Raw genomic sequence first — 21,314 nt, 5'->3', positions numbered from 1 at the left:
CATCTCAATTGCCTTTGCGGAAGCGGCGGAAGCGCTCGCGGCCTTCGGCCTCGGCGGCCGCCGCGCGCGCGGCATCGAGCATCTCGGCGCGGCCCTGCGCACTCATGACGGCGGCGAGATCGGCGATCTGCTGCGACTGGATGGCGAGCAGCTGGTTGCCCGCCTGCGCGGCCTGCAGCGCGCCGGTTGCCGACTGGCTGGCGCCGACGATCGTCGAGATCGACGTCCGCGTTCCGCCCATGTTCGTGACGATGCCGGCCTGCACCTTCATCGCATCCTCGAAGGCGCCGACGCTGTCCTTCCAGCGCGCCTCGGCATTGGCGACCATCTCGGCGGCAGAGCCCGTCAGCGCTCCGCCCTTGTAGCGCGCCTCGAACCCCTTCTGGATGTCCGACACGTTGAACGCGATGCCCTCTGCCTGCGCGAGGAGCTGGCGCGTCTGGTCGACCTGCGCCTCGAGCGTGCCCAGCGTCGATGTCGGCAGGCTGTTGAGGTTCTTCGCCTCGTTCATCAGCGAGGTCGCCTGATTCTGCAGCTGCTTGATCTGGTTGTTGATCTGCTCGAGCGTGCGCGCCGCGGTCAGGATATTCTGCGAATAGTTGCGCGGATCGTGGACGATGCCGCCGAGCTGGGCGCTCGCCGGGACGGCCAGCATCGCGCCCGACACGGGCAGCAACACAAGTGCCGCGGCAGCGACGGCGCGGACGATATTCTTCTTCATCGGGGGCACTCCTCATTGGGGGCGGCAATGGTGGGGAGCAGCTCGGCCGCCCATTCGAGCTTGCGGTGGGAAAGCCAGGCGGCCGCGAACCCTTCGGGGCCGTGCGCTGCGAACAGCTCCGCGATGCGCGTCTGATCGGTCTTCGAAGATGCCGCGGTGAAGGCGAGCGCAACCTCGCCTAGCCCCAGGTCGAAGAGGCGATTGCCGCGCCGCGACTGGCAATAATAGTCGCGCTTCGGGGTCGCCCGGCTCAGTATCTCTATTTGCCGGTCATTGAGACCGAAGCGCTCGTAGATGCGGGCAATCTGCGGCTCGAGCGCGCGCTCGTTCGGCAGAAATATGCGGGTCGGACAGCTCTCGATGATCGCGGGTGCGATGCTAGAGGTTTCGATGTCGGCAAGGCTCTGCGTCGCGAAGACCACGCTCGCATTCTTCTTGCGGAGCGTCTTCAGCCATTCGCGGAGCTGCGCCGCGAAGGCCGGGCTGTCGAGCACGAGCCAGCCTTCGTCGATGATGATGAGCGTCGGCGAGCCGTCGAGCCGTCCGGCGATCCGGTGAAACAGATAGGACAGGACGGGTCCCGCCGACGCGGCGCCGACAAGGCCTTCGGTCTCGAAGGCCTGCACGCGCGCGGCCCCGATGCGCTCCTCGTCGGCATCGAGCAGCCGCCCCCAGGGTCCGCCGACCAAATAGGGCGCGAGCGCCTGCTTGAGGTCGCGCGACTGGAGAAGCACCGCGAGCCCCGTCAGCGTGCGTTCGGCGACAGGCGCCGTCGCGAGTGAGGTCAGCGCCGACCAGAGATGCTCCTTCGCCGCCGGGTCGATCATCATGCCTTCGCCCGCGAACAGCGCGGCGAGCCATTCGGCAGCCCAGCTCCGCTCGGACGCCTCGTCGATCCGGGCGAGCGGCTGCAACGCCACGCCGCCCTCGCCATCGTGGAGCGCCCCGCCAAGATCCTGCCAGTCCCCGCCCATCGCGAGGGCTGCGGCGCGGATCGAGCCGCCGAAATCGAACGCGAAGATTTGCGAGCCCGGATAGCGGCGAAACTGCATCGCCATCGTCGCGAGCAGCACCGATTTGCCTGCCCCCGTCGGACCGACGACGAGGCAATGACCGACGTCGCCGACATGGAGGGAAAGGCGGAACGGGGTCGAGCCTTCGGTCTTGCCATAGAGCAAGGGGGCGTCTCCGAAATGCTCGTCCCGTTCCGCCCCCGCCCACACGGCAGACAGGGGGATCATGTGGGCAAGGTTGAGGGTGGAAATCGGCGGCTGGCGGACATTGGCGTAGGCGTGGCCGGGCAGGCTCCCGAGCCAGGCCTCGATCGCGTTCATGCCCTCGATCGTGCAGGTGAAGTCGCGCCCCTGGATGACTTTCTCGACCAGCCGGAGCTTCTCGGCGGCGAGGGCCGCGTCGCTGTCCCACACGGTGACGGTCGCGGTCACATAGGCGACGCCGGCATGATCGGCGCCGAGCTCCTGCAACGCCATGTCGGCGTCGGCCGCCTTGTTCGAGGCATCGCTGTCGACGAGCGCCGATTGCTCGTTGGTCATCACCTCCTTGAGGATCGCCGCGATCGACTTGCGCTTGGCGAACCATTGTCGCCGGATTTTCGTCAGCAGCTTGGTCGCGTCTGTCTTGTCGAGCATGATCGCGCGGGTCGACCAGCGATAGGCGAAGGCCAGCCGGTTGAGATCGTCGAGGAGGCCGGGCCAGGTCGCGGTCGGAAAGCCCGTGATCGTCAGGGTCCGCAGATGCTGCTCGCCGAGCCGCGGCTCAAGCCCGCCGATGAGCGGCTGGTCCGTCAGCAGCGCGTCGAGATAGACTGGCGTCTCGGGAACCCGGACACGCTGCCGCTTCGTCGATACGGTTGAATGGAGATAGGTCAGCGTCTCGCCGTCATCGAGCCATTCGGCCTCGGGCATGAAGCCTTCGACGAGATGAAGGATGCGGTTCGACCGGTCGATGAAGCTCGCGAGATGCTCCTTCGGATCGACCCCCGAGCGCTCCATACCCTCATAAAGCCAGCCCTCCGCCCGCGAGGCATCCTCGGCCGGCGGCATCCACAGGAGGGTCAGATAATAGCGGCTCTCGAAATGCGCCCCTTCCTCCCGGAATTGCTCGCGGCGCTCCATGTCGACAAGAGCGGATGCCGGATCGGGAAATGAGGATGCGGGATAATCGCTCGACGGCAGCCGCTGCGCCTCCACGAACAAGGCCCAGCCGGAGCCGAGGCGCCGGATCGCATTGTTGAGCCGGGCGGTGACCGCGACGAGTTCGGCGGGGGTGGCGCTGTCGAGATCGGGGCCGCGGAAGGCCGCGGTTCGCTGGAACGAGCCATCCTTGTTGAGCACCGCGCCCTCGGCGACCAGCGCGACCCAGGGGAGATAATCGGAAAGGCAGGCCGACTTCGAGCGATATTCGGCGAGGTTCATCATGGCCGCATCCAGACAGGATATTTGAGGTGACGCTTGGCGACGTCGACGAATTGCGGGTCGCGGCGCGCCGCCCAGACCGAGAGCGCATGGCCGACGATCCAGAGGACGAGACCCGCGATCCAGAGGCGGAGGCCAAGGCCGATCCCGGCCGCGAGCGTGCCATTGGCGATCGCGAGGGCGCGCGGCGCGCCGCCGAGCAGGATCGGCTCGGCGAGCGCGCGGTGCACGGGCGCGAAGAAACCGGTGACTTCGGCCGGGGCATCCATCAGACGACGGCTCCGCCGCCGAAGGAAAAGAAGGTCAGGAAGAAGCTCGACGCCGCGAAGGCGATCGACAGCCCGAACACGATCTGGACCATGCGGCGAAAACCGCCCGACGTGTCGCCGAACGAGATGGTCAGCCCGGTGATGATGATGATGATCAGCGAGATCACCTTCGCGACGGGCCCCTCGACGCTTTCGAGGATCGATTGCAGCGGCGCTTCCCACGGCATCGACGAGCCACCGGCCCGAGCGGGCAAGGCGGTAACGAGCGCGACATAGAGAGCGGTCGAGGCGAGCAGGAAGCGCGGCGCCTCCCGCCGGGCGGCGTGGGTCATGGTCAGTCTCCTTCGGGGGTAAAGAGGGGGGTGATGCGATAGTCGCCGGTCGACGCATCGAGACCGTCGACGCGGGCGAGTTCGGCAAGGCGCCGCCCGGCGCCGTCGCGCACGAGAACGGCAACGAGATCGATCGTTTCTGCGAGGAGGGCCCGTGGGACCGTGATCACGGCTTCCTGAATGAGCTGCTCCATGCGGCGGAGCGCGCCGATCGCGCTGCCCGCGTGGATCGTGCCGATGCCGCCGGGATGTCCGGTGCCCCAAGCCTTCAGAAGGTCGAGCGCCTCGGCACCGCGGACCTCGCCGATCGGGATGCGGTCCGGCCGAAGCCGAAGCGAGGAACGGACGAGATCGGACAGCGACGCGACCCCATCCTTGGTGCGCATCGCGACGAGGTTCGGAGCCGCGCATTGGAGCTCGCGGGTGTCTTCGATCAGGACGACGCGTTCGCTGGTCTTGGCGACCTCGGCGAGCAGGGCATTGGTGAGCGTCGTCTTGCCCGTCCCGGTTCCGCCGGCGACGAGGATATTGAGGCGCTCGGCGACCCCGGAGCGTAGCGCCTCGGCCGCCGGTGCGGACATGATGCCGGCTGCGACATAATCGCCGAGCGAGAAGACGGCGACCGCGGGCTTGCGGATCGCGAAGGTCGGCGCCGCGACCACGGGCGGCAACAGACCCTCAAAGCGCTCGCCGCTTTCGGGAAGCTCGGCCGACACGCGCGGCGACCCGGCATGGACCTCGGCGCCGACATGATGCGCCACGAGCCGGATGATGCGCTCACCGTCGGTGGCCGCGAGCAGGATACCGCTATCGGTGATCCCTGCGCCGAGGCGATCGACCCAGAGCCGACCGTCAGGATTGAGCATGATTTCGATGACCGCGGGGTCGGCAAGCCACTCGGCAATTGCGCCGCCAAGCGCTGTACGCAGCATGCGGGCACCACGCCCCTGCGCCTCGAAACGGACCGGCTCTGCGCCCATGATAGTCCCCGTTGGATGGTCCGGGCAAGGACGCCCGGCTCGACGGGGACGAGTAAGAGACGCAGAGATTCACTATTTTCAACAGAGATTTGCGCGCGTCGTACTGTGGGTAAGAAAGACAGAGAATGGCGTAGGCCGCGATGCGATCAGTTCCGATTCGGTGGCGATTAAATGAAGGTCGGCGGGTTGTGCCGAGCGTAATTTTGACAACAGTGTCAGGATGAGTGATTCGGGGTCGCAGCATTCGGACGAGTTCTTGAGGTGGACGCGCTTGACAGAAAAGCAGCGGGCCTGTCTCGATTTGCTGCTGGAACGAAAAACCTCGAAACAGATCGCCCGCGACCTCGACATATCGAAGCAGGCGGTGGATCTGCGGCTCACCACCGCACGCGACACGCTGGGCGCGGCCAACCGTGACGAGACCGCGATCATCTATGCGCGGCTGCGCCAGACCTATGATCGGATACCATGTGATCCGGTCATACTACCGCCAGCCCCCGAGCTGGTGCCATCCGACTTCCCGGACGGTGACCCCGCCAGCTTGCTGCATCTGAACGATAATTTGGCAAGCCGAGCCGGGCCTCGGAGCGAAGGCTCTCCGTTCAGGGATTTGCTGAGGCCAAATTACAGGCCTCAGGCCCGGGTCGTGATCGTCGTGAGTTTGCTCATTGCGATCCTGCTCATGGTGATCGCAGGCCTGTCGATCGGTCATTCGCTGACCCGGCTCGCCGCGGCCTGATCCCAACTCTTGTTGAACCATGGTCCGGGAGCGCGGTGCGCTTCCCCGGAGAGGAGAGTCTATGCAAAATCTGAACAACGTTGCGGCCGAGCGGTTGCAGAAAGTGGTGCCTGCCGCTGAGGCACAGATAGACGGCGCCCTTATCGCCGTATCGTCGCTCATGGCGGAAGTGGTAACCGCACGTCGCGACACGGCAGGCGTCCCCGCTGCCAAGGGCCATGCGACGATCCGCCGTATTGCCGAGGCGCAGCTGGCGCTGGTTGGTGTGAGCGGCGACATCCTTCGTGTTCATGGCGACCTTGCCGACATCGGCCGTGAAACGTCGGGCCTCGATCTTCACGAATGCCCGGCAGTTGCCGAGGCTGGCCCGGCGAAGATTGCCCTGGTGAGCTGAGCGACATTGACGATGGGCCATCGGCATGGTGAATGAGCGCGATGCTGCGGATCGCAATCTTCGTGACATTGCTGCTGGTGGCTCTCGTCTACGCCCTCCGGAAAGGGGGCGGCCCGGAGAAGGCAGTAGCAGCCATTCTCCTGTTCATGCTGATTTCCGACCAAGCTCTACACCTGATATTCGCGGTGAATTTCCTCTCGGTCGATGCGGGTCACCTCCTGATCGATCTGATAGCGGCGGCCGCGACGATGACCGTAGCGCTGACGGCCTATCGTTTCTGGCCCATGCTGGCGGCGGTCCTGCAATTCCTTCCGCTGCTGGCTCACACGACCCGCGCGATCGACATGGACCTTCATCCGATAGCTTATCTGACGATGCAGGTTGCTGCATCCTGGCTTCTTCCGCCGCTCCTCGTGGCCGCAACCTGGCAACACCAAAAGCGATTGGCTCAGGCCGGCAGCGATCGGTCCTGGTACATTTCATTGCGACCATCGAGCCGGAACGCTGCGAAGCACTAGCCGACCAGCTTCTTGCTGCGTTTCATTCGATCAGCCGCATTTGGGCGCAGTCGCCCGAAGCACTTGCTCGCGTAATTGGCGACGCGCCGCAGGTGGCAGAGGTCATTCTCGAGGCGCGCAAGCTCGCCGCCGAGAGCTTTTCAGGCGACCTTCGAGGTATCAGCATCGATCCTTTCGATCGGAGGCTGCGCTCCTATCTTATCATGTCGATGGGCTCGCTTTCCGACGAACGGCTCCGCATCCTTTTTCTCGACGGCGGGCGACATCTTCTTGCCGACGAAGTTTTGCAAAGCGGTACACTTGCCCAGCTTGCCATCTACCCCCGGACGATCTTCCGGCGTGCGCTCGAACTCAATGCCGCCGGGCTGATCCTCGTGCACAACCATCCGAGCGGCGACCATCGCCCCAGCGTCGAGGACATCGAGGCGACGCGGAAGCTCGAAATGATCGGACGGTCGCTCAACGTCGAGATCATCGACCACATCGTCGTGACATCAACCCACTGTCATCACGTCATCAGCAATGACACTCTTGCCGGGACGCCCATTCCGTCAGCCTCCTTCACATTGCGAAGTCCGGGAGGTCCCGCGCGCATCGACCACGGGGACATTGCGCTGGCCAATGCAAGGGCCGCAATGCGCAGGCGCCTCCTCCGCCAGCAGCTGATCGGGACACCCGAACTATTCGGCGATCCCGCTTGGGAGATGCTGATCGATCTCTTCGTTCACGAATGCGAACGCAAGCGTCTCTCCATCAGCGCGCTGTGCGTCACATCCTCGATCCCAATGAGCAGCGCGTTGAGGCTGGCACAGCGCCTCTGCGATGCCGGGATTACGCGCCGCGTGCCCGATCCGATCGACGGCCGCCGGACTTTCATCCGGCTCGACCCAGTCATTGCCCACCGGATGCGCGCCTATTTCGAAGCTGGCGCCGAATGAGGGTGGGTCAATGCTCGCGCGCGCCGCCAGCATGTTCGGCGGCAGCGCGCACCATCTGTGCCCAACTGCCGACATAGGCGGCACGGTTCCGGTACTGCTCACCGGACTCGGCGGTCATCAGGGCAACGCCGCCAAGAGTTTCGGCAAATTCGGTGGTGGTACAGACGCCCTTTCGTTCCAGCAGGCCGCCGATCGCCGCCAGGACTGTTCCAACCGCGAACAAAGCGTCTTCGTCCATTATTCTCTCCCAATGTGATGGAGCACCGGGGATGCCAGCATTCGCCCCCGGAGAAAAGCGAGCATGACCAGACAGATTGGTCCAGGATGGAATGCTGATTGCGACAGGTCTGGAGTTTGGGGGAGAGGCCCGTCACTATGCTGCCGAATGCCTGCACTAGCCGGGCAGCATCGGGAGATGGACATGAGCATATTCGACAGCTTCGCACGCCCGCCCTGCGCAGAAACACTTGGCTGGGAGCTTATCGAGGCCGAGGAAGCCACCGGCACCATACGGGTGAGAATGGAAGGGAAGCCCGCCTTCTGTAATCCCGGAGGCAATATCCAGGGCGGCTTCGTCGCTGCGATGCTCGACGATACGCTGGGACCGACGGTTCTCGTGAAATCGGGGGGCGCCTATTATTGCGCAACCATCTCGCTCAACATCAGCTATCTCGCTCCCGCGCGGCCGGGCAGCTTCACCGGTGTCGGCCGGATCGTCCAATTGGGGAAGACGGTCGCCTTTCTCGAGGGCGAGCTTTTCGACGCCGAGGGCCGATGCGTGGCGCGCGCGACGGCCTCGGCACGGGTGGTGTCCACGGGCGGCCTGGATCGCGGCTGATGCCCGAACGCCTTTTCGATGTCGCGCCCGATGGGCAGCTGTTCTTTGGCCCCGGCGTTTTGCGCCGTTCGCCGTTCGCGGCTGATGTAGCCTATATCATAGCGCTCTGGGCCCACATCGATGGCGATCTCGCGAGCATCCTCAGCCGCATGCTGAAAGCCGATATCGCGGTGGGCACGGCCATGTATCTTTCGCTCGTCAATTCGGGAGGCCAGAGGTCGGCGCTCAACGCCGCGGCCAAGGAAGCGCTTCCTGAATGGCAGCAATTGCTCCTGCAGACCATCGGGTCGGTGGCCGAGACCTCGCGAACCGAGCGTAACCAGTTTGCGCACCGCGTCTGGGGTCATAGCTCCGAACTGCCGGATGCAATCCTGCTCACCCATCCGAAGACGATCGTGAACCATAATGTCAGCCATCGACAAAGATCTGAGATATTGCCCGATGGACGCGGCGTGATCAGGCCCGAACCCATCGATGACAAGGACATACTGGTTTACCGGCAGGGCGACATCGACGCTGCCGTGGCCGGAGCCGAGCATGCACAGGAGCTATACCGGCTCTTCTATGCTGTCGTCTGCGGTTCCGGCGAAGGACCCAAGGCTCAGCTCCTCGCGGACCCCATAGTGAGAAAGCGCCTCGACGAGATCGGCAAGAATGCGAGCGAGGAAGCGAAAGCCATATTAGGGATCAAGGCCAAAGAGAAACTGAAGCACTGACCATGCGATACTGGAACACGGGGGACACGCCCACCAATTCGAACCTTGGCGCGCTCGAAAATCTGGCGCGGCCCTGGGCCGGGATCGACGCCGAGCGCCTTCTCGGCGTCATTCGCGGAGTGATCCGGATCGAGAAGATGCTGCCGAAGGCAGTGGGGGCGCATTTCAAGCTGCCGCATCTTTTCGTCGGCGCTGGCCCCTATGATTGGGACGCCGCGCTCCGGGATAAATATCATAGCGAACTGTGCGAGGCACTCAGTGCGGGCCTTGCCGGTGTACAGGCCGACCCGACCCTTGCGAAAGATGGTGGGGCTGATCTCAGCGATCGCCCTCCGACACGGGGTGAAGAGCTTGAGTTCGCCTGCAGGGCCTGGAGCCGCAATCGAACGAGCAGCAATCTCGACGATCTGCGCATCGCATGCAGCGTGCAGGGGATGCAGAGCCGCTTCGACAAGCTAGAGCGCTGGCTGGGCCGAAAGCGCCCGGGCTCGTCTCCCCATACGGTGGCCTATGAGGTCGAATGCGCGCTCGGCGACATCGATCGCTACGCCGATGACTATCACTCCGTCGAAGCGAGCTACCGCTATGCCGAGAGACTACGCGAGCGCGAGCAGCAGGGCGAAGAGGACTGAACGAACTCCGGCTTTCCCGGAAATGCGGCAAGATATCCCCAGACGCACCCCCGACTGTTGATAAAATTGCGATTCACCCTGTTGACAAGCGACTCGCCTGAGGGGCACTCCAGCCCGGAGGGCTTATCCCTCACGGTAACCCGCACGCGCATCTGTAACAGCGCGCCATTTTTGCGATGAATCCGTGAGGTTTGTGATGACCGACATGCCCCCTCTCCCGCCCGTAGGTGATCGTCCGATGACTGACCGTGAGGCCGAGCTCGCCCAGTTCATGGCGCTTGTGCAATTGGGCCGCCACAAATCGGCGGTGCTTCTCGAGCTGTGCCGAACTCCTCTGGCCAAATATCTGGCTCTCGCGATACTGCTGCTAGCGGCTGCCCTGTGCGGTGTCCCCGCCGAGGCCATCAGCTTTCTCTTAAAACTGCGGGCTGGATGAGCCGGTTAAAGGCTTCAATTGGAACCGCCGACATCACGCATCAGCTCCGCGGCGAGCTTTGGTCCAACTTCCATCCTACGTGAAAGGGCATCGACGAAAGCCTCCCACCGCCGCTTCCCGCTGGCCTGCGCGGCCGGCAATGCATCATCGGGCAAAGGCGCCGTGCTCGTGAGCCAGTGTCGAACGAACAGGGCCATCGCTTCTCCCGACATTTCGCCATGCCATTCGATGCGGTCGAGCTGGCGGCCGATGCGGTCGAGGCGCCGGGTCAACAGCGCCTCGATCCGCTCCTCCTGATCGGGCGAGAGAAAGGAGCGCAGTGCAGCCTCCAGCACTTCGGTCCGGGTGAGGCCGCGTCGGCGGGCAAGGTCTGTCAGGTCGCGCGACAGGCCGGTTTCGATCCGGAATGTCTGTTTGACATGCGATCGGATCACAGCTGGATCCCATCGTCGGGATCGAGCGCGGCAGCTTGAGCGCGCCGCGCCATCCGCCGATCCGCGGCGGCGCGAAGCCGCGCTGCATCGGCTTGTGCTCCGTCCTCGGTGAAATCAAACTCGCCATTGACGCTGCGCGGCGGCGGCGGCGCGATATCCTCATGGACGGGAAGTTCGGGTTCCTGCCGAATGCCGCCATTGGCCGCGTCATCGTCCTCCGCCGCCTTCGCTTTCGTCTCCATCGGCTGCTGTACCCGGTCGGCCATCCAATCGTGGCCGGCGGGAAGACCGCGACCGGGTGCGGGCGGCGGAATGACGCGGCCGGCCAGGCGCCGGTCGCCATAGTAGCGCGCCTTCTTGGCCCGGATCGGTGCGAGGCCGGCGGCCATCACGATCTCGTCGTCCGGGGGGAGCTGCATGACTTCGCCGGGGGTGAGCAGCGGCCGGGCGGTTTCGGTGCGCGACACCATCAAATGGCCGAGCCAGGGCGAGAGCCGATGGCCGGCATAATTCTTCATCGCGCGTTGCTCGGTCGCAGTGCCAAGCGCATCGGAAATCCGTTTGGCGGTGCGCTCATCGTTCGTCGCGAAACTGACCCGGACGTGGCAATTGTCGAGGATCGCATTGCTCTGGCCATAGGCCTTCTCGATCTGGTTGAGCGACTGGGCGATCAGAAAGGCCTTGATGCCATAGCCCGCCATGAAGGCGAGCGCGCTTTCGAAGAAATCGAGACGTCCGAGCGCGGGAAACTCGTCGAGCATGAACAGCAGCCGTTGCGACCGTGCCTTGGGATTCAGCTCCTCGGTCAGCCGCCGCCCGATCTGGTTGAGGATCAGGCGCATGAGCGGCTTGGTCCGGCTGATATCGCCGGGCGGCACCACGAGGTAGAGCGAGACCGGGCGCTCGCTTCCGATCAGGTCCGCGATGCGCCACTCGGAATGTCCCGTGACCTTGGCGATCACCGGATCGCGATAAAGACCGAGGAAGGACATGGCGGTCGACAGCACGCCGGACCGCTCATTCTCGCTCTTGTTGAGCAGCTCCTGCGCCGCCGCGGCGACGACCGGGTGGACGCGATCTCCCAAATGGCTGGTGGTCTTCATCCGGTGGAGCGTCGCCTCGATCTTGCGCTCGGGGTTCGACAGAAAGGCCGCGACACCGGCAAGGCTCTTTTCCTCCTCGGCGTAGAGAACATGGAGGATCGCGCCGACGAGCAGGGCGTGGCTTGTCTTCTCCCAGTGGTTTCGGCGCTCGAGGCTTCCTTCGGGATCGACCAGCACGTCGGCGACATTCTGCACATCGCGTACTTCCCACGCGCCGCGCCGGACTTCGAGGAGCGGATTATAGGCGGCCGATGCGGGGTTGGTCGGATCGAAGAGCAGCACCCGGCCATGCTTTGCGCGAAAGCCCGCAGTGAGCTGCCAGTTCTCGCCCTTGATGTCATGGACGATGCAGCTCCCCGGCCAAGTCAGCAGGGTCGGCACCACGAGGCCGACGCCCTTTCCGGATCGGGTCGGCGCGAAGCAGAGGACATGCTCGGCGCCATCGTGACGCAGGTATGTTCCGGCCATGCGCCCGAGAATGACGCCATCGGGGCCGAGCATGTTGGCAGCCCGTATCTCACGCTCCTGCGCCCAGCGTGCCGATCCGTAGGTCTCGGCCCGCCGGCGCTCGCGCGCACGCCACACCGACATGCTGATCGCGACGACAACCGACAGCAGCCCGCCCGACGCGGCGATCGCGGCACCGCGATAGAAGATCGGCGGCGCATAGGCGTCGAAGGCAAACCACCACCAGAAGAAGGCGGGCGGGGGATAGACGGGATAGTCGCCGATGCGGAACCAGGGGGCACCGAGCGCCGCCTGAAATCCGAGCGCTTCCGCCGTCGCTTGGGTCGCGGTCCAGACCGCCGCGAGGACGATCAGCAGCACCGCGAAGATCTGGCCCCATAATATCCTGTCGCTCATCGTTCATCCTTTCTCAGATTGCGATCCCGCGATCGCGGCCAAGGCTCCAGTCGATGCCGCCCGCGGTGGCGGTGCCGGTGACATGCTGCCCGAGGTGCCGGTCGAGCGCCGGGCGCCAGGGCACGAGTTGAAAGCCAAGGCCGTCGTCGATCATCGCGAAGCGCCCCGAGGCGAGCGACACGCGCTCGCGGTAGGTCCCGCTCACCGCGTCGCCGGTGGCCGGCGGGCGATGCGCGAGCCCGGTGCGCGCGGCGATGGTTTCGCAGGCCGCCTCGAGGTCGCGCCGCTTCAGCGTTTCGATGAGATCGGGCGCCAGTACGAGCTTGCCGTTCTGTCGGCTCGCGAGGCCTTCGCTCGCGAGAAACTCGGCGCGCGCTGCCATGGCGCGGCGAACATCGATGCCGAAGCCCGAGGTTCCTGCCGTGGGCTTCGCCGCGACCAGCTCGCGGTCGAGCCAGGTTGCGCCGCGCGCGGATGTCTGGTCGGCGACCGCAAGGTCCGATCGCAGGGCGAGCGAGAGATGCTCGCCGCCGTCGCGTCCTTCCCAGCGCCGCAGCTCGACGACCGCGCCCGGCTTCGCGTCCCCGGTCCATTGGAGATCGGAGAATTTGATGTGATGGGTCCGTCCATCGGTCCCGTCGACGATGGCGAAGGCGGAGCCGGCAAGCTCATCGTCGAGGCCGCGTGCGACCAGCCGCCCGACGAGGCCCGAACGCTCCGCCTCGCCGTGAAGGGCGAGCCTCGATGCGTCGAAGGAGAGCCCTTGCATGCGCATGGCGCGGTGGACGCCCTTGATGATGTCGCCTCGCTCGCCGAGGTCGCGCAATAGGGTTTCGGCGCGCGGATCGATCTCGAAAATGCCGGGTCCAAGGCGCGTCGCAAGCCCAAGCGCCTCGAGCTTCGCCGCACGTCCGATGAGATGCCGATCGCGGCCCGGCGGCGAGCTTGGGTCGGGACGAAGATCGACGATCCCCGTTTCGCCGCCGCGTTCGCGCAGGCGCGCATCGAGCCCGGTCCAACGCTCGGCGCCCGTCTCCCGCACGAGGCTCGCGTCGATCTCCTGTTCGTTTCGCGGGCCGAGTTCGAGGGTCGCGATCTCCGACGCCCGTCCGCGCACGCCTTCCGACATATAAGCGCGGTCGACGACCAGGTCGCTTCCGTCCTCGGCGACGCCGCGCAGGAGTATATGGATATGCGGATTGTCGGTGTTCCAGTGATCGACCGCCACCCAGTCGAGCCGGGTCTCGAGATCCTTCTCCATCCGGCCCATGAGATCGCGGGTGAAGGTCCGAAGGTCCTGCAATTGCTCCGCATCTTCAGGGCTGACGATGAAACGGAAATGATGGCGATCGTCGGCGCAGCGATCGGCAAAGGCCTCGCGGTCGGCGGTATCTCCAGACGCATCGAACATCATGGCATCGCGACCATCGCGGGTGACGCCGTCGCGTTCGAGATAAGCGATATGCCGTGCGAGAGGCGCGGAGCGAAACTGCGCGCCCTTATGCCGGACGATGCGCGCCATGACCGTCACGCGGCGCTGCGCGGGGCCGCGCCGGATCGTCGCAAGCGCGGCGCGGCCGCGGCCATGCCGACCGGTTCCGCTGCGACCGCCGCCGCCCCGACGGGAGCGGGTGTAACCCGAGCGGGCGGCTGCCTTGCGCACCTGCGCCGCGAGCCTCTTCCCGCGCCGCGCCGATCCCGAACCCGCATCGCGACCCCTTCCCGGTCGCACCCGAAAATCATGCTCGTCGCCGCTCACAACGCCGGTGCCATATCGTAAGCGCTTGTTCTGCCTCGGAAATCCAGAGGTCGATATGGCAGCCGGAGGGGGGTGCCATACGCATAAAGCGCTGTAATCCAACCACAATCTGCCGGCGAGCTGGCAGGTCTTTTATCTTGCCATCCCCCCGAACCCCTTCTGAACGCCAAGCAGTGCCTATCCATGGACCGGCGCACTCCAGCAAATATCGCCAGGACGACCATCACCGATTGTCCCCGGAAAGCGGGACGAAGAGGGGCGAGGGAGCAGGCGCGGAATTCGACGGCCCAGCAGGCGCGGCGTCGCCGCGCTGCACCGAAGTTGCAGCCGGCGTGTCCGATCGCTGCTCGGCGAAGAGCGAGGCGCTGCGCCAGCTCGGCGGTTCGGCAGTCCGCGCCATCGCAGATGACGGAGCAGCCGGCGCACCGAGCGCGGGCGCGATGGCTGCGACATAAGCCACCGTCTCGGCGGGCAAGCCGCGCCGCCCCGCTGCATAGGCGTCGGCGCGGCCGGGGCCTGCATTATAGGCAGCGAGCATGAGGCGAACGTCGCGATATCGGTCCCACATCGCGCGCAGATAGGCCGCGCCCGCGAGGATGTTGGCACGCACGTCGAAGGGGTCGGACCCGAGACGATGCTGCGCCGTCAGCATCGCCCAGGTTGCGGGCATGATCTGCATCAGCCCCATTGCACCGGCATGCGAGAGCGCCCGCGGCTTTCCGCGGCTCTCGACATGCATCACGCGCCATATCCAGACCTCCGGAACGCCGAAGCGATGCGATGCCTCCGCCACATGAGCGGCATAGGGGTGGGCCGCGGCCGTCGGCTCTTCCGCCGGTGCCGCGCCCCATGCCCGGTCCGGGGCGGCGCTCGCCGAGCAGAGCAGCAGCAAGGCGAGGCGCACGGCGCGGACGCGCGCCGAGCGAGCCGGATGCATGATGCTCACGCTTGTTCGCGTGGAACGGGACGCGTCCAGAGGAGATGATATTCATCCTCGTTCTGCGTCGAACGGAGCAGATTGGCGCGCAGCGGAACCGCGAGCGCCGGATCGTCGATCTGCAGGGCGATATAGGAGCCGGCGCGTTCGCTGCGGCGTTCCCAGCCTGCCCCGATCTCCACGCCGGTATCGGCTTCGACGAGCAGGACGCGCCAGGCCGGCGCATTTTCCGCGTCGTTCGGCTTCGCCGGAACGATCGCGATCATCGCATCGAGCAGCAGCGTCCGGATCTGTCCGGCATAGCCGTCGCCAGCAGTTTGAAAGTTTCCGATAATCATGAGGACATATCCTTTCCTTCGAGGGTGAATGCGGAGCGATCGGCGTCACGGCGCCAGCGCAGCGGCGCGCCGGGCGCATCGCGCACGAGAAGCGGGTGCGCGACGCCGACGACGCCGGTGTCGGGGAGCGGTCCGAAATATCGGCCGTCGAGACTGTCGGGCGCGGGGTTTAGGAGGAACAGTTCGCCGGGGCGCAGGAGATGGCAGCCGAGCCAGCGCGGCAGCGACCGCCCGAGGCGGTCCGCGTCCCGCGCGCGCGCTGCCGGCGCGCCGTCGATCGTCACGAAGGTGCCGCTGCGGCAGACGAGCGCGCCTTCACCGGCGGCGACATGCTTCAGGAGCGGCACGCCGCGCGGCACATAGCCGCGCACCGCGAGGCGCGTCGCGACCGCCTCGGGCGGGTGGAAGAGGATGAGGTCGCCGACCTCGGGATCGGCGCCGACATCGACGCGGTAGAAGCCGATCGGAACGCTCGGGCTCGCGTTCCAGATGAGGCGCGGTTTCGGCGCGAGCGCTGCCGCCGCGACGAACAGCCCCGCGAAGAGCGTAGCGCTCGCCGCGGTTGCGCGGAACCAGCGGCGGTTCATGGCGCGATCGCCTTGCGCTGGAGCCATGCCCGGTGCCGCTCCGGACCATAGGGCCGGAACGGCAGTCCGGCGGCGATATGGCTGCCGATGTGGCGCCAATGATCGGGCGCCGTCTCGCACGGGTCGAGCCCGTCGGCCTCGATCGCATCGATCGCCGAGAGCACCTGCTGGACCTTCGGCCAACCGTCGACGCGGAGCAGGATGTCGCCTCCGGGACGCACGTAGGGATGCGTCGCGAAGGGGGCGCGGGGCGCGGGCGCCGCGATGACCGAGATGCTCGAGAAGATCGTGCCGAAATCGTTCGCGCCCCAACGGACGAAGCCGAAGACGGCCTCGGGCCGGAAGGAGACGATGCGCGTCCGGCGGCTGACGATGCGCTCGGCGGCGACGCGGCCGAAGCGCAGCCAATTCTCGAGCCGCTGCTCGATCCAGGTCAGCTCAAGGTCGGTGAGACCGCTCGCGGTCGCCGCGACCGGCTGCACGCCGGGAGCGGGCGGGATGTTCTGGGCGGAGCGCATCAGCGGCGGACCGGGCGCGCGGGATGGACGACGCCCTTGCCGGGATCGGATGTCGACTTCTTGCGGCCGATCTCGGCCCAGGCGTCGAGATCAGCGATCGCGTAGACGATCCGCCCGCCGAGTTTGCGGTATTCGGGACCCGTTCCGAAGCAGCGATGTTTTTCGAGCGTCCGGCTCGACAGGCCGAGGTGCAGCGCAGCGTCGGGCGTCTTGAGGTAGCGCGGCGAAATGGGGGTATGCATGTCGCTCAAAAGGGGCCTCCGTTCGCAGCGCCGGGTCCCGTGGGGGGCTCCGGCGGAGAGGCGGCGACATTCGGAAATCGGGATGCGGTTTAGGAACGGACAAAGTGACGACGCGCGGAATGTCCCGATCAGGCGGCGCCGAGCAGCTCCTGATAGCCGCCGTCGCGCATCGCGACCGCGGCGCGGTGCCAGCGCGCGATGCGACGGCGCTCGCTCGATCCGTCCCAGTCGGCGGCCGAGAAATCCTGGGCATCGTCGAGGATGAGGGCGGCGGCGATGTCGCGCGCCGAACGCCCTTCGGCGGAGGCGTCGAGGAGCCGCAGCCACTGGATGAGACGCCAGCGCTCGGATGGTCCGGGGGCGCCTCCCCGCAGGAAGCGATGCGTCGTGACGCCCGCCGAGAAGCGGCGCTGTACGGCGAGGCTCACGGCCATCCGCAGCTCGCTGTGCGGATCGGCCGGATTTACATAGGCGAGCCGTTCATCGGCGAGGAAGCGGCGAAGCCAGAGGCGGAAGCGCCGTCCGTCGGCCACGAACACGAGATGCCACTCGCCCGGCAGGATGATCTCGGAGGCGATATCCGCGGAGGCGATGAGCTCGGCGAGCCGCGGCGCGGCAAAGCCGTCGGGCGCCGGTTCGGCGATGGCGACATGCGCGCAGGCCTCGGGCTGCCAGAGCGCGGGGGATTCGGTGACGGATCGGTCAGGGTCTAGGGCGAAAGACCAACCCCCATCGTCGCGCCAGCCCAGCGAGGCGCGCGGTGCGCCGCCGCGTCGGCGCCAACGCGGCCGAACGATAGGCGCGGCGATAGGCCGGGCTTCGGCGCAGGAACTCCTGCGCGAAATCGGCGCGATCATATGTTTCGAATATTCTCGGAAAATATGGCGATTGCCAATCGACGACCTGATCCATTCGCACCTCCGGCTGATCTTCAGGAATGAAAGCAAAGCCTATCAGCAGCTTGCCCGCATCGGCTGGAACATGGTTAGCGGCATGCAAAGGATCATCGTAACGCATTGCGGCGGAGAATCCCCGCGCGAAAAGCCTCAAAATGAGAGTATCGCCGCCCGGCTTGCGGCCGGGCGGCGTGCTCGATCAGTCCCGCCGCTGGGGACGGGTCCAGACGAGGTCATAGTCGCCGTCGCTTCCTTCGAAGAGCTGCGCGAAGATGGGCGCGGTGAAGCTCGGGTCGTCGAACTTGGTCGAGAGATAGGTGCGGTCGTCCTGGCTGGTCTTCTCCCAGGCCGCACCCACCTCGACGTCGCCGACATAGATGCGGTGGGTCGGAGCGCTGGGTTTGGGATTGTCCTCGGGGACGATGCGAACCGCGTCGACCGAGAGGGCGAGGCTCGCGATTGCGCCCCGATATTCGCCCTTCGCTTTCTTGAAGGTTCCGATCTTGGCCATCTTGAAGTCCTTTCCTTGCTTTCGAGCCGCAGGATCGCGGTCTCGATGCGCATCGGTGGCCGGAAAGGAGACCGCGCCGCAGCCGCAGGCCCGGAGCGAAGCAAAGGACGGCAGCGCAGCGATTTTCTTGGTCCGCGAGGAACGGCGGCACGCCGGGGGAAGAAAATCGGGGAGCGCCGTTGCGGCCAGCGGGCTCAGCGCAGCGGCTTGCCGGCAGATCGCGCAGGGAAGAGACCGTGTTCCTGCGGCGGGAGCGAAGGACTCAGAGGCGGTCGGAAGCGGGCGAAGCGGAGGCCGGGATCGCGGGTGCGCGATCGTCACGTTCCCGGTCGCCGACACCAATTGCATCCACCGAAGACCCGTTAAGTCCCCGGACCGCCGCCACGGCGGCGACGACGGCAGCGAGCATAGGCAGGATCGCCACCAGCATGCCCTCCGTAGCGAAGAGCCGCACGATCCCCGTCATGCCATAATAGCCTGCGACCCCCGCCGGGAGGAGGAAGAGCATTGCGACACAGGCTCGCAGCAATGTCGATCCGCCGTGCGCGTAGAGGTGCCGTCCAGCAAGATGGAGCAGGATCCCCGCCAGGAATGCCATCGCAAGGGCAGCGCCAATGCCATAGCCCCGGTCCAGAAGTTCGAAGGCGAGAGCAATGCCGGTGCCAAGCGGCAGCGCGAGTGCCGCCAGCCGGAACAGAAGCCAGATGAGATAGAGGCCTGCGGCAGCGCCGAGGATAAGCATGAAAGTCACGAGCGTCCTCCCTGGGGACGCGCTCTCCACCACCACCACAGCGCGGTCTGCACCGTCAATCTAGCAGACAGCCGCCCGCGACGGAACCGGAACTGGAACCATCGCGGGGCAAATTTTGCGGGCTCAGCGGTTGAACGGGTCATATTCGCACACGATGTGTTCGGGGTCGCCGTCGAACTCTTCGATGGGCATCACCGCATAGCCTTTTGTCGTTTCGATAAGGACGATGATCGTCATCATCGTGCGGGCGAGGCTCCAGCCGAGCGATTGAGCGGTGGAAAGCGGCATGGGTTTGGCTCCTGTCCTTTCGGAGCGGGACCGTTCCCGCTCGACAGTCGCCCCGCCGGCCGGGGGCGGGCCGCAATCACCGCAGCAAGGCTGCGGCCGCACGCGAAGCGTAGCGGACCCTTCACGGGTTGATTGAAGGAGGCCCGGCTTCGAGCCCAGGGATCAGCGGCTATCGAGAGCGGGTATGGTTTCGCGGGGACTGGAGGCCCTTGCGCCTTCCTCCCGGACCACAATCTGCGTGCGCCGTGGCCCCTGTAGTGGGACTTGGCGATCGTGCCTCTCCACACGAGGTTGCTTGCCTTCTGCCTTGGGTAGGGGTAGGGGGTATCCCTATGGCACATCTTTCAGGCGATAATTCCGAACTCATTGCGCGCGTCCGCCGCATCAGCGGACAGGTTGGCGCGATCGAGCGAGCGCTCCAGTCGCAAGCGCCGTGCGCCGAAGTCCTGCATCTTGTTGCGGCAGTCCGCGGCGCGGTCGCCGGGCTCATCGAGGAAGTGATCTCCGATCATCTCGAGGAGCATGTCTCGCGCCCGGGGCTGACCGACGCCGAGCGCGCGGCCGGTGCCGAGGAGTTGCTCACCGTTATCCGCCGCTACAGCAAATAGGATCGCATAATGGCCACTACCCCCATCGCGGACGCGCGTGTCCACGATCATATGTTCCTGGGCGCGTCACATGACGAGAATGCCCGGCGCACGCTGCTCGTCGTCGTTTTGACCGCGCTGATGATGGTCGGCGAGATCATCGCCGGCTACATCACGGGATCGATGGCGCTGCTCGCCGATGGTTTCCACATGGCGACGCATGCCGGTGCCCTCGGCGTGGCGGCGATCGCTTATGGTTATGCGAAGCGCAATGCGCACAACGCGGCCTATAGCTTCGGAACCGGCAAGGTCGGCGATCTCGGAGGATTTGCCTCGGCGATGGCGCTCGGGCTTGTTTCGCTCGGCATCGGCGTCGAAGCGGTGTCGCGACTGTTCAATCCGACCAACGTCGCTTTTCTCGAGGCGACTGTCGTCGCGGCGGTTGGCCTTGGCGTAAACATTGCGAGCGCCTTCCTGCTGTCGGGCGGGCATCACCATGGTCATGGGCACGGACATCACCATGGTCATGGCCATGGCCATGGCGACGATCATCATCACAACCATGGGCCAATGGCGCAGAGCGGCGACAATAATCTGCGCTCGGCCTATGTGCATGTGCTTGCCGATGCGTTGACGTCGGTGCTCGCCATCGCAGCCCTGCTTGCGGGACGCTATCTCGGATGGGTGTGGATGGACCCCGTAATGGGGATCGTCGGCGCGATCGTGATCGCGCGCTGGTCGTGGAGCCTGATGCGCGACACGGCCGCGGTCCTGCTCGACCGGAGCGACGATCATGTGGCGGAGGAAGTCCGCGAGCTGGTCGAGGCGCCCGGCGATGCCCGGATCGTCGATCTTCACGTATGGCGCCTCGGACCCGACGCGCATGCCGCGATCGTCAGCGTCGCCGGGCCTGCCGGTCTCACCGGCGCGGCGATCCGCGAGCGCCTCGCGCCGGTCCACGAGCTGCGTCACGTCACGATCGAGTGCAACTGAGCGATGCGTTCGCCCTGCATCGAATTATGTGCGTTCGACGGTCGGACGGGCTGGTGCCCCGGCTGCGGCCGCACCCAGTCCGAATGCCGGAGCTGGAAGAAGGCCTCGCCATTCCAGCAGCGCAAGCTGGCCTCGGAGCTTCCGCGCCGATTGGCGAAACTCACGCAGGAAAAATGACGGCCCCGCCCGAAGGCGGGGCCGCTGGGGTCAGCTCGGCGGGTTCCAGATAAGCACCTTCTTCATCGGATCGTCGCCGGGCGCGTTCGCGATATTCGCGTAGATCGTGCCGAATTCGGGGGCCGAAAGGGTGACCGAGACATATTCGGTGCCGTTCGACTGCGACGTGCGGGTCCAGCCGGCGCCGACCTCGTAGCCGTTCTTGCGCGCGATCACGCGGAAGTCGGGCTCATTGTCCTTCACCTTGCGGCCGTTCGGGACGATCGCGATCGGCGCGGTGACCAGAAGGGTCGTCAGCGTGCCTTCGAAGCTGCCGTCGGCCTTGACGGTGAGATTTGCGATGGTGGCCATGTCGTGTCTCCTTGGGTTGCTCGGGACCAT

31 protein-coding genes are annotated in these 21,314 nt (G+C 65.8%); 11 read left to right on the top strand and 20 right to left on the bottom strand.

The features are described from left to right. Positions 1–4 precede the first annotated feature (4 nt). Genes trbJ through trbB form a run of 5 tightly spaced genes read right to left on the bottom strand, consistent with a single transcriptional unit; the run spans position 5 to position 4,737 of the window. Positions 5–721, bottom strand: a complete 717-nt coding sequence (gene trbJ, locus FG95_RS01400) for a P-type conjugative transfer protein TrbJ (protein ID WP_037553367.1) — start codon at positions 719–721, stop codon at positions 5–7. Next, positions 718–3,159, bottom strand: a complete 2,442-nt coding sequence (trbE, locus tag FG95_RS01395; protein ID WP_052181969.1) for a conjugal transfer protein TrbE — start codon at positions 3,157–3,159, stop codon at positions 718–720. Before trbE ends, trbJ begins: the two co-directional genes overlap by 4 nt. Beyond that, positions 3,156–3,425, bottom strand: coding sequence for a VirB3 family type IV secretion system protein (locus FG95_RS01390; RefSeq protein ID WP_037553365.1), 270 nt, complete (start codon positions 3,423–3,425; stop codon positions 3,156–3,158). The genes trbE and FG95_RS01390 overlap by 4 nt, the downstream gene beginning before the upstream one ends. Further along, positions 3,425–3,757 carry a TrbC/VirB2 family protein gene (locus tag FG95_RS01385; protein WP_037553363.1) on the bottom strand — a complete coding sequence of 111 codons (333 nt, stop codon included), beginning with the start codon at positions 3,755–3,757 and terminating at the stop codon, positions 3,425–3,427. Before FG95_RS01385 ends, FG95_RS01390 begins: the two co-directional genes overlap by 1 nt. Positions 3,758–3,759: 2 nt before the next feature. Then, a complete protein-coding gene (trbB, locus tag FG95_RS01380) occupies positions 3,760–4,737 on the bottom strand; it encodes a P-type conjugative transfer ATPase TrbB (RefSeq protein WP_037553362.1) in 978 nt (325 codons plus the stop codon). A 220-nt stretch (positions 4,738–4,957) separates the two neighbouring features. Here trbB and FG95_RS01375 point away from each other — a divergent pair, with 220 nt between their 5' ends. The 4 genes from FG95_RS01375 to FG95_RS20690 all read left to right on the top strand — a co-directional run bounded on the left by FG95_RS01375 (position 4,958) and on the right by FG95_RS20690 (position 7,326). Beyond that, positions 4,958–5,476 (top strand): LuxR C-terminal-related transcriptional regulator, encoded by a 519-nt coding sequence (locus tag FG95_RS01375; RefSeq protein WP_052181968.1) that lies wholly within the window; start codon positions 4,958–4,960, stop codon positions 5,474–5,476. A gap of 61 nt (positions 5,477–5,537) precedes the next feature. After that, positions 5,538–5,870: a hypothetical protein gene (locus tag FG95_RS01370; RefSeq protein ID WP_052181967.1), complete on the top strand. Its 333-nt coding sequence runs from the start codon at positions 5,538–5,540 to the stop codon at positions 5,868–5,870. 32 nt (positions 5,871–5,902) lie between these two features. Then, positions 5,903–6,388, top strand: coding sequence for a hypothetical protein (locus tag FG95_RS20695; RefSeq protein ID WP_037553360.1), 486 nt, complete (start codon positions 5,903–5,905; stop codon positions 6,386–6,388). 92 nt (positions 6,389–6,480) lie between these two features. Further along, positions 6,481–7,326, top strand: a complete 846-nt coding sequence (locus FG95_RS20690) for a JAB domain-containing protein (protein WP_160292463.1) — start codon at positions 6,481–6,483, stop codon at positions 7,324–7,326. A 7-nt stretch (positions 7,327–7,333) separates the two neighbouring features. On the opposite strand, the gene FG95_RS01350 is transcribed toward FG95_RS20690, so the two are convergent. Further along, positions 7,334–7,564, bottom strand: a complete 231-nt coding sequence (locus tag FG95_RS01350; RefSeq protein ID WP_037553358.1) for a hypothetical protein — start codon at positions 7,562–7,564, stop codon at positions 7,334–7,336. A 183-nt stretch (positions 7,565–7,747) separates the two neighbouring features. On the opposite strand from FG95_RS01350, the gene FG95_RS01345 reads away from it, so the two are divergent. The 4 genes from FG95_RS01345 to FG95_RS01330 all read left to right on the top strand — a co-directional run bounded on the left by FG95_RS01345 (position 7,748) and on the right by FG95_RS01330 (position 9,948). Then, the gene (locus tag FG95_RS01345; RefSeq protein WP_197411523.1) at positions 7,748–8,164 is read left to right on the top strand and encodes a PaaI family thioesterase; all 417 of its coding nucleotides are present in this window, start codon (positions 7,748–7,750) and stop codon (positions 8,162–8,164) included. Continuing rightward, on the top strand, positions 8,164–8,880 hold the full coding sequence (locus FG95_RS01340) for a hypothetical protein (RefSeq protein WP_037553355.1): 717 nt from the start codon (positions 8,164–8,166) through the stop codon (positions 8,878–8,880). The genes FG95_RS01345 and FG95_RS01340 overlap by 1 nt, the downstream gene beginning before the upstream one ends. Before the next feature lie 2 nt (positions 8,881–8,882). Then, complete coding sequence (locus tag FG95_RS01335; protein WP_037553353.1) at positions 8,883–9,512, top strand: hypothetical protein; 630 nt, start codon at positions 8,883–8,885, stop codon at positions 9,510–9,512. A 238-nt stretch (positions 9,513–9,750) separates the two neighbouring features. Beyond that, the gene (locus FG95_RS01330) at positions 9,751–9,948 is read left to right on the top strand and encodes a hypothetical protein (protein ID WP_037553351.1); all 198 of its coding nucleotides are present in this window, start codon (positions 9,751–9,753) and stop codon (positions 9,946–9,948) included. Between the two features lie 14 nt (positions 9,949–9,962). Here FG95_RS01330 and FG95_RS01325 read toward each other — a convergent pair whose 3' ends face one another. The 13 genes from FG95_RS01325 to FG95_RS20880 all read right to left on the bottom strand — a co-directional run bounded on the left by FG95_RS01325 (position 9,963) and on the right by FG95_RS20880 (position 19,176). After that, positions 9,963–10,382 carry a hypothetical protein gene (locus FG95_RS01325; protein WP_037553350.1) on the bottom strand — a complete coding sequence of 140 codons (420 nt, stop codon included), beginning with the start codon at positions 10,380–10,382 and terminating at the stop codon, positions 9,963–9,965. Beyond that, positions 10,379–12,349, bottom strand: coding sequence for a conjugal transfer protein TraG (locus tag FG95_RS01320; protein WP_037553349.1), 1,971 nt, complete (start codon positions 12,347–12,349; stop codon positions 10,379–10,381). The genes FG95_RS01325 and FG95_RS01320 overlap by 4 nt, the downstream gene beginning before the upstream one ends. Positions 12,350–12,362: 13 nt before the next feature. Continuing rightward, on the bottom strand, positions 12,363–14,108 hold the full coding sequence (locus tag FG95_RS01315) for a relaxase/mobilization nuclease domain-containing protein (protein ID WP_037553348.1): 1,746 nt from the start codon (positions 14,106–14,108) through the stop codon (positions 12,363–12,365). A 223-nt stretch (positions 14,109–14,331) separates the two neighbouring features. Beyond that, positions 14,332–15,045, bottom strand: a complete 714-nt coding sequence (locus FG95_RS01310; RefSeq protein ID WP_081932958.1) for a lytic transglycosylase domain-containing protein — start codon at positions 15,043–15,045, stop codon at positions 14,332–14,334. A 5-nt stretch (positions 15,046–15,050) separates the two neighbouring features. Next, positions 15,051–15,383 carry a DUF736 domain-containing protein gene (locus FG95_RS01305; protein ID WP_037553346.1) on the bottom strand — a complete coding sequence of 111 codons (333 nt, stop codon included), beginning with the start codon at positions 15,381–15,383 and terminating at the stop codon, positions 15,051–15,053. Beyond that, a complete protein-coding gene (locus FG95_RS01300; protein WP_037553345.1) occupies positions 15,380–15,970 on the bottom strand; it encodes a S26 family signal peptidase in 591 nt (196 codons plus the stop codon). The genes FG95_RS01305 and FG95_RS01300 overlap by 4 nt, the downstream gene beginning before the upstream one ends. Then, complete coding sequence (locus FG95_RS01295; protein WP_052181966.1) at positions 15,967–16,488, bottom strand: DUF2840 domain-containing protein; 522 nt, start codon at positions 16,486–16,488, stop codon at positions 15,967–15,969. Before FG95_RS01295 ends, FG95_RS01300 begins: the two co-directional genes overlap by 4 nt. Next, entirely contained in the window at positions 16,488–16,730 is a 243-nt protein-coding gene (locus FG95_RS01290) for a helix-turn-helix transcriptional regulator (protein WP_037553423.1), read from the bottom strand. The genes FG95_RS01295 and FG95_RS01290 overlap by 1 nt, the downstream gene beginning before the upstream one ends. A gap of 128 nt (positions 16,731–16,858) precedes the next feature. Further along, a complete protein-coding gene (locus tag FG95_RS19745; protein WP_228383939.1) occupies positions 16,859–17,263 on the bottom strand; it encodes a DUF2285 domain-containing protein in 405 nt (134 codons plus the stop codon). 169 nt (positions 17,264–17,432) lie between these two features. Then, positions 17,433–17,642, bottom strand: coding sequence for a transcriptional regulator domain-containing protein (locus FG95_RS21000; protein WP_081932956.1), 210 nt, complete (start codon positions 17,640–17,642; stop codon positions 17,433–17,435). A 183-nt stretch (positions 17,643–17,825) separates the two neighbouring features. Beyond that, on the bottom strand, positions 17,826–18,137 hold the full coding sequence (locus FG95_RS01280) for a DUF736 domain-containing protein (protein WP_037553344.1): 312 nt from the start codon (positions 18,135–18,137) through the stop codon (positions 17,826–17,828). A 262-nt stretch (positions 18,138–18,399) separates the two neighbouring features. Continuing rightward, positions 18,400–18,888 (bottom strand): hypothetical protein, encoded by a 489-nt coding sequence (locus FG95_RS01275; protein ID WP_058801025.1) that lies wholly within the window; start codon positions 18,886–18,888, stop codon positions 18,400–18,402. A 123-nt stretch (positions 18,889–19,011) separates the two neighbouring features. Then, positions 19,012–19,176: a hypothetical protein gene (locus FG95_RS20880; protein ID WP_162928261.1), complete on the bottom strand. Its 165-nt coding sequence runs from the start codon at positions 19,174–19,176 to the stop codon at positions 19,012–19,014. Positions 19,177–19,508: 332 nt separating this feature from the next. Here FG95_RS20880 and FG95_RS01270 point away from each other — a divergent pair, with 332 nt between their 5' ends. From FG95_RS01270 to FG95_RS20055, 3 genes are read left to right on the top strand one after another with little or no spacing between them, the layout of a single operon-like run. Continuing rightward, a complete protein-coding gene (locus FG95_RS01270; RefSeq protein WP_037553343.1) occupies positions 19,509–19,784 on the top strand; it encodes a metal/formaldehyde-sensitive transcriptional repressor in 276 nt (91 codons plus the stop codon). 9 nt (positions 19,785–19,793) lie between these two features. Then, positions 19,794–20,756, top strand: coding sequence for a CDF family Co(II)/Ni(II) efflux transporter DmeF (dmeF, locus tag FG95_RS01265; RefSeq protein WP_037553341.1), 963 nt, complete (start codon positions 19,794–19,796; stop codon positions 20,754–20,756). 3 nt (positions 20,757–20,759) lie between these two features. Then, positions 20,760–20,933 (top strand): DUF1289 domain-containing protein, encoded by a 174-nt coding sequence (locus FG95_RS20055; RefSeq protein ID WP_037553340.1) that lies wholly within the window; start codon positions 20,760–20,762, stop codon positions 20,931–20,933. Positions 20,934–20,963: 30 nt separating this feature from the next. On the opposite strand, the gene FG95_RS01255 is transcribed toward FG95_RS20055, so the two are convergent. Beyond that, complete coding sequence (locus FG95_RS01255; protein WP_037553339.1) at positions 20,964–21,284, bottom strand: DUF736 domain-containing protein; 321 nt, start codon at positions 21,282–21,284, stop codon at positions 20,964–20,966. Positions 21,285–21,314 lie beyond the last annotated feature (30 nt).

It is taken from the genome of Sphingopyxis sp. LC363 (assembly GCF_000756385.1).
Taxonomy (GTDB): Bacteria; Pseudomonadota; Alphaproteobacteria; order Sphingomonadales; family Sphingomonadaceae; genus Sphingopyxis.
Note: the sequence above shows the minus strand (reverse complement) of the source record. Positions and strands in the feature narration are given on the sequence as shown.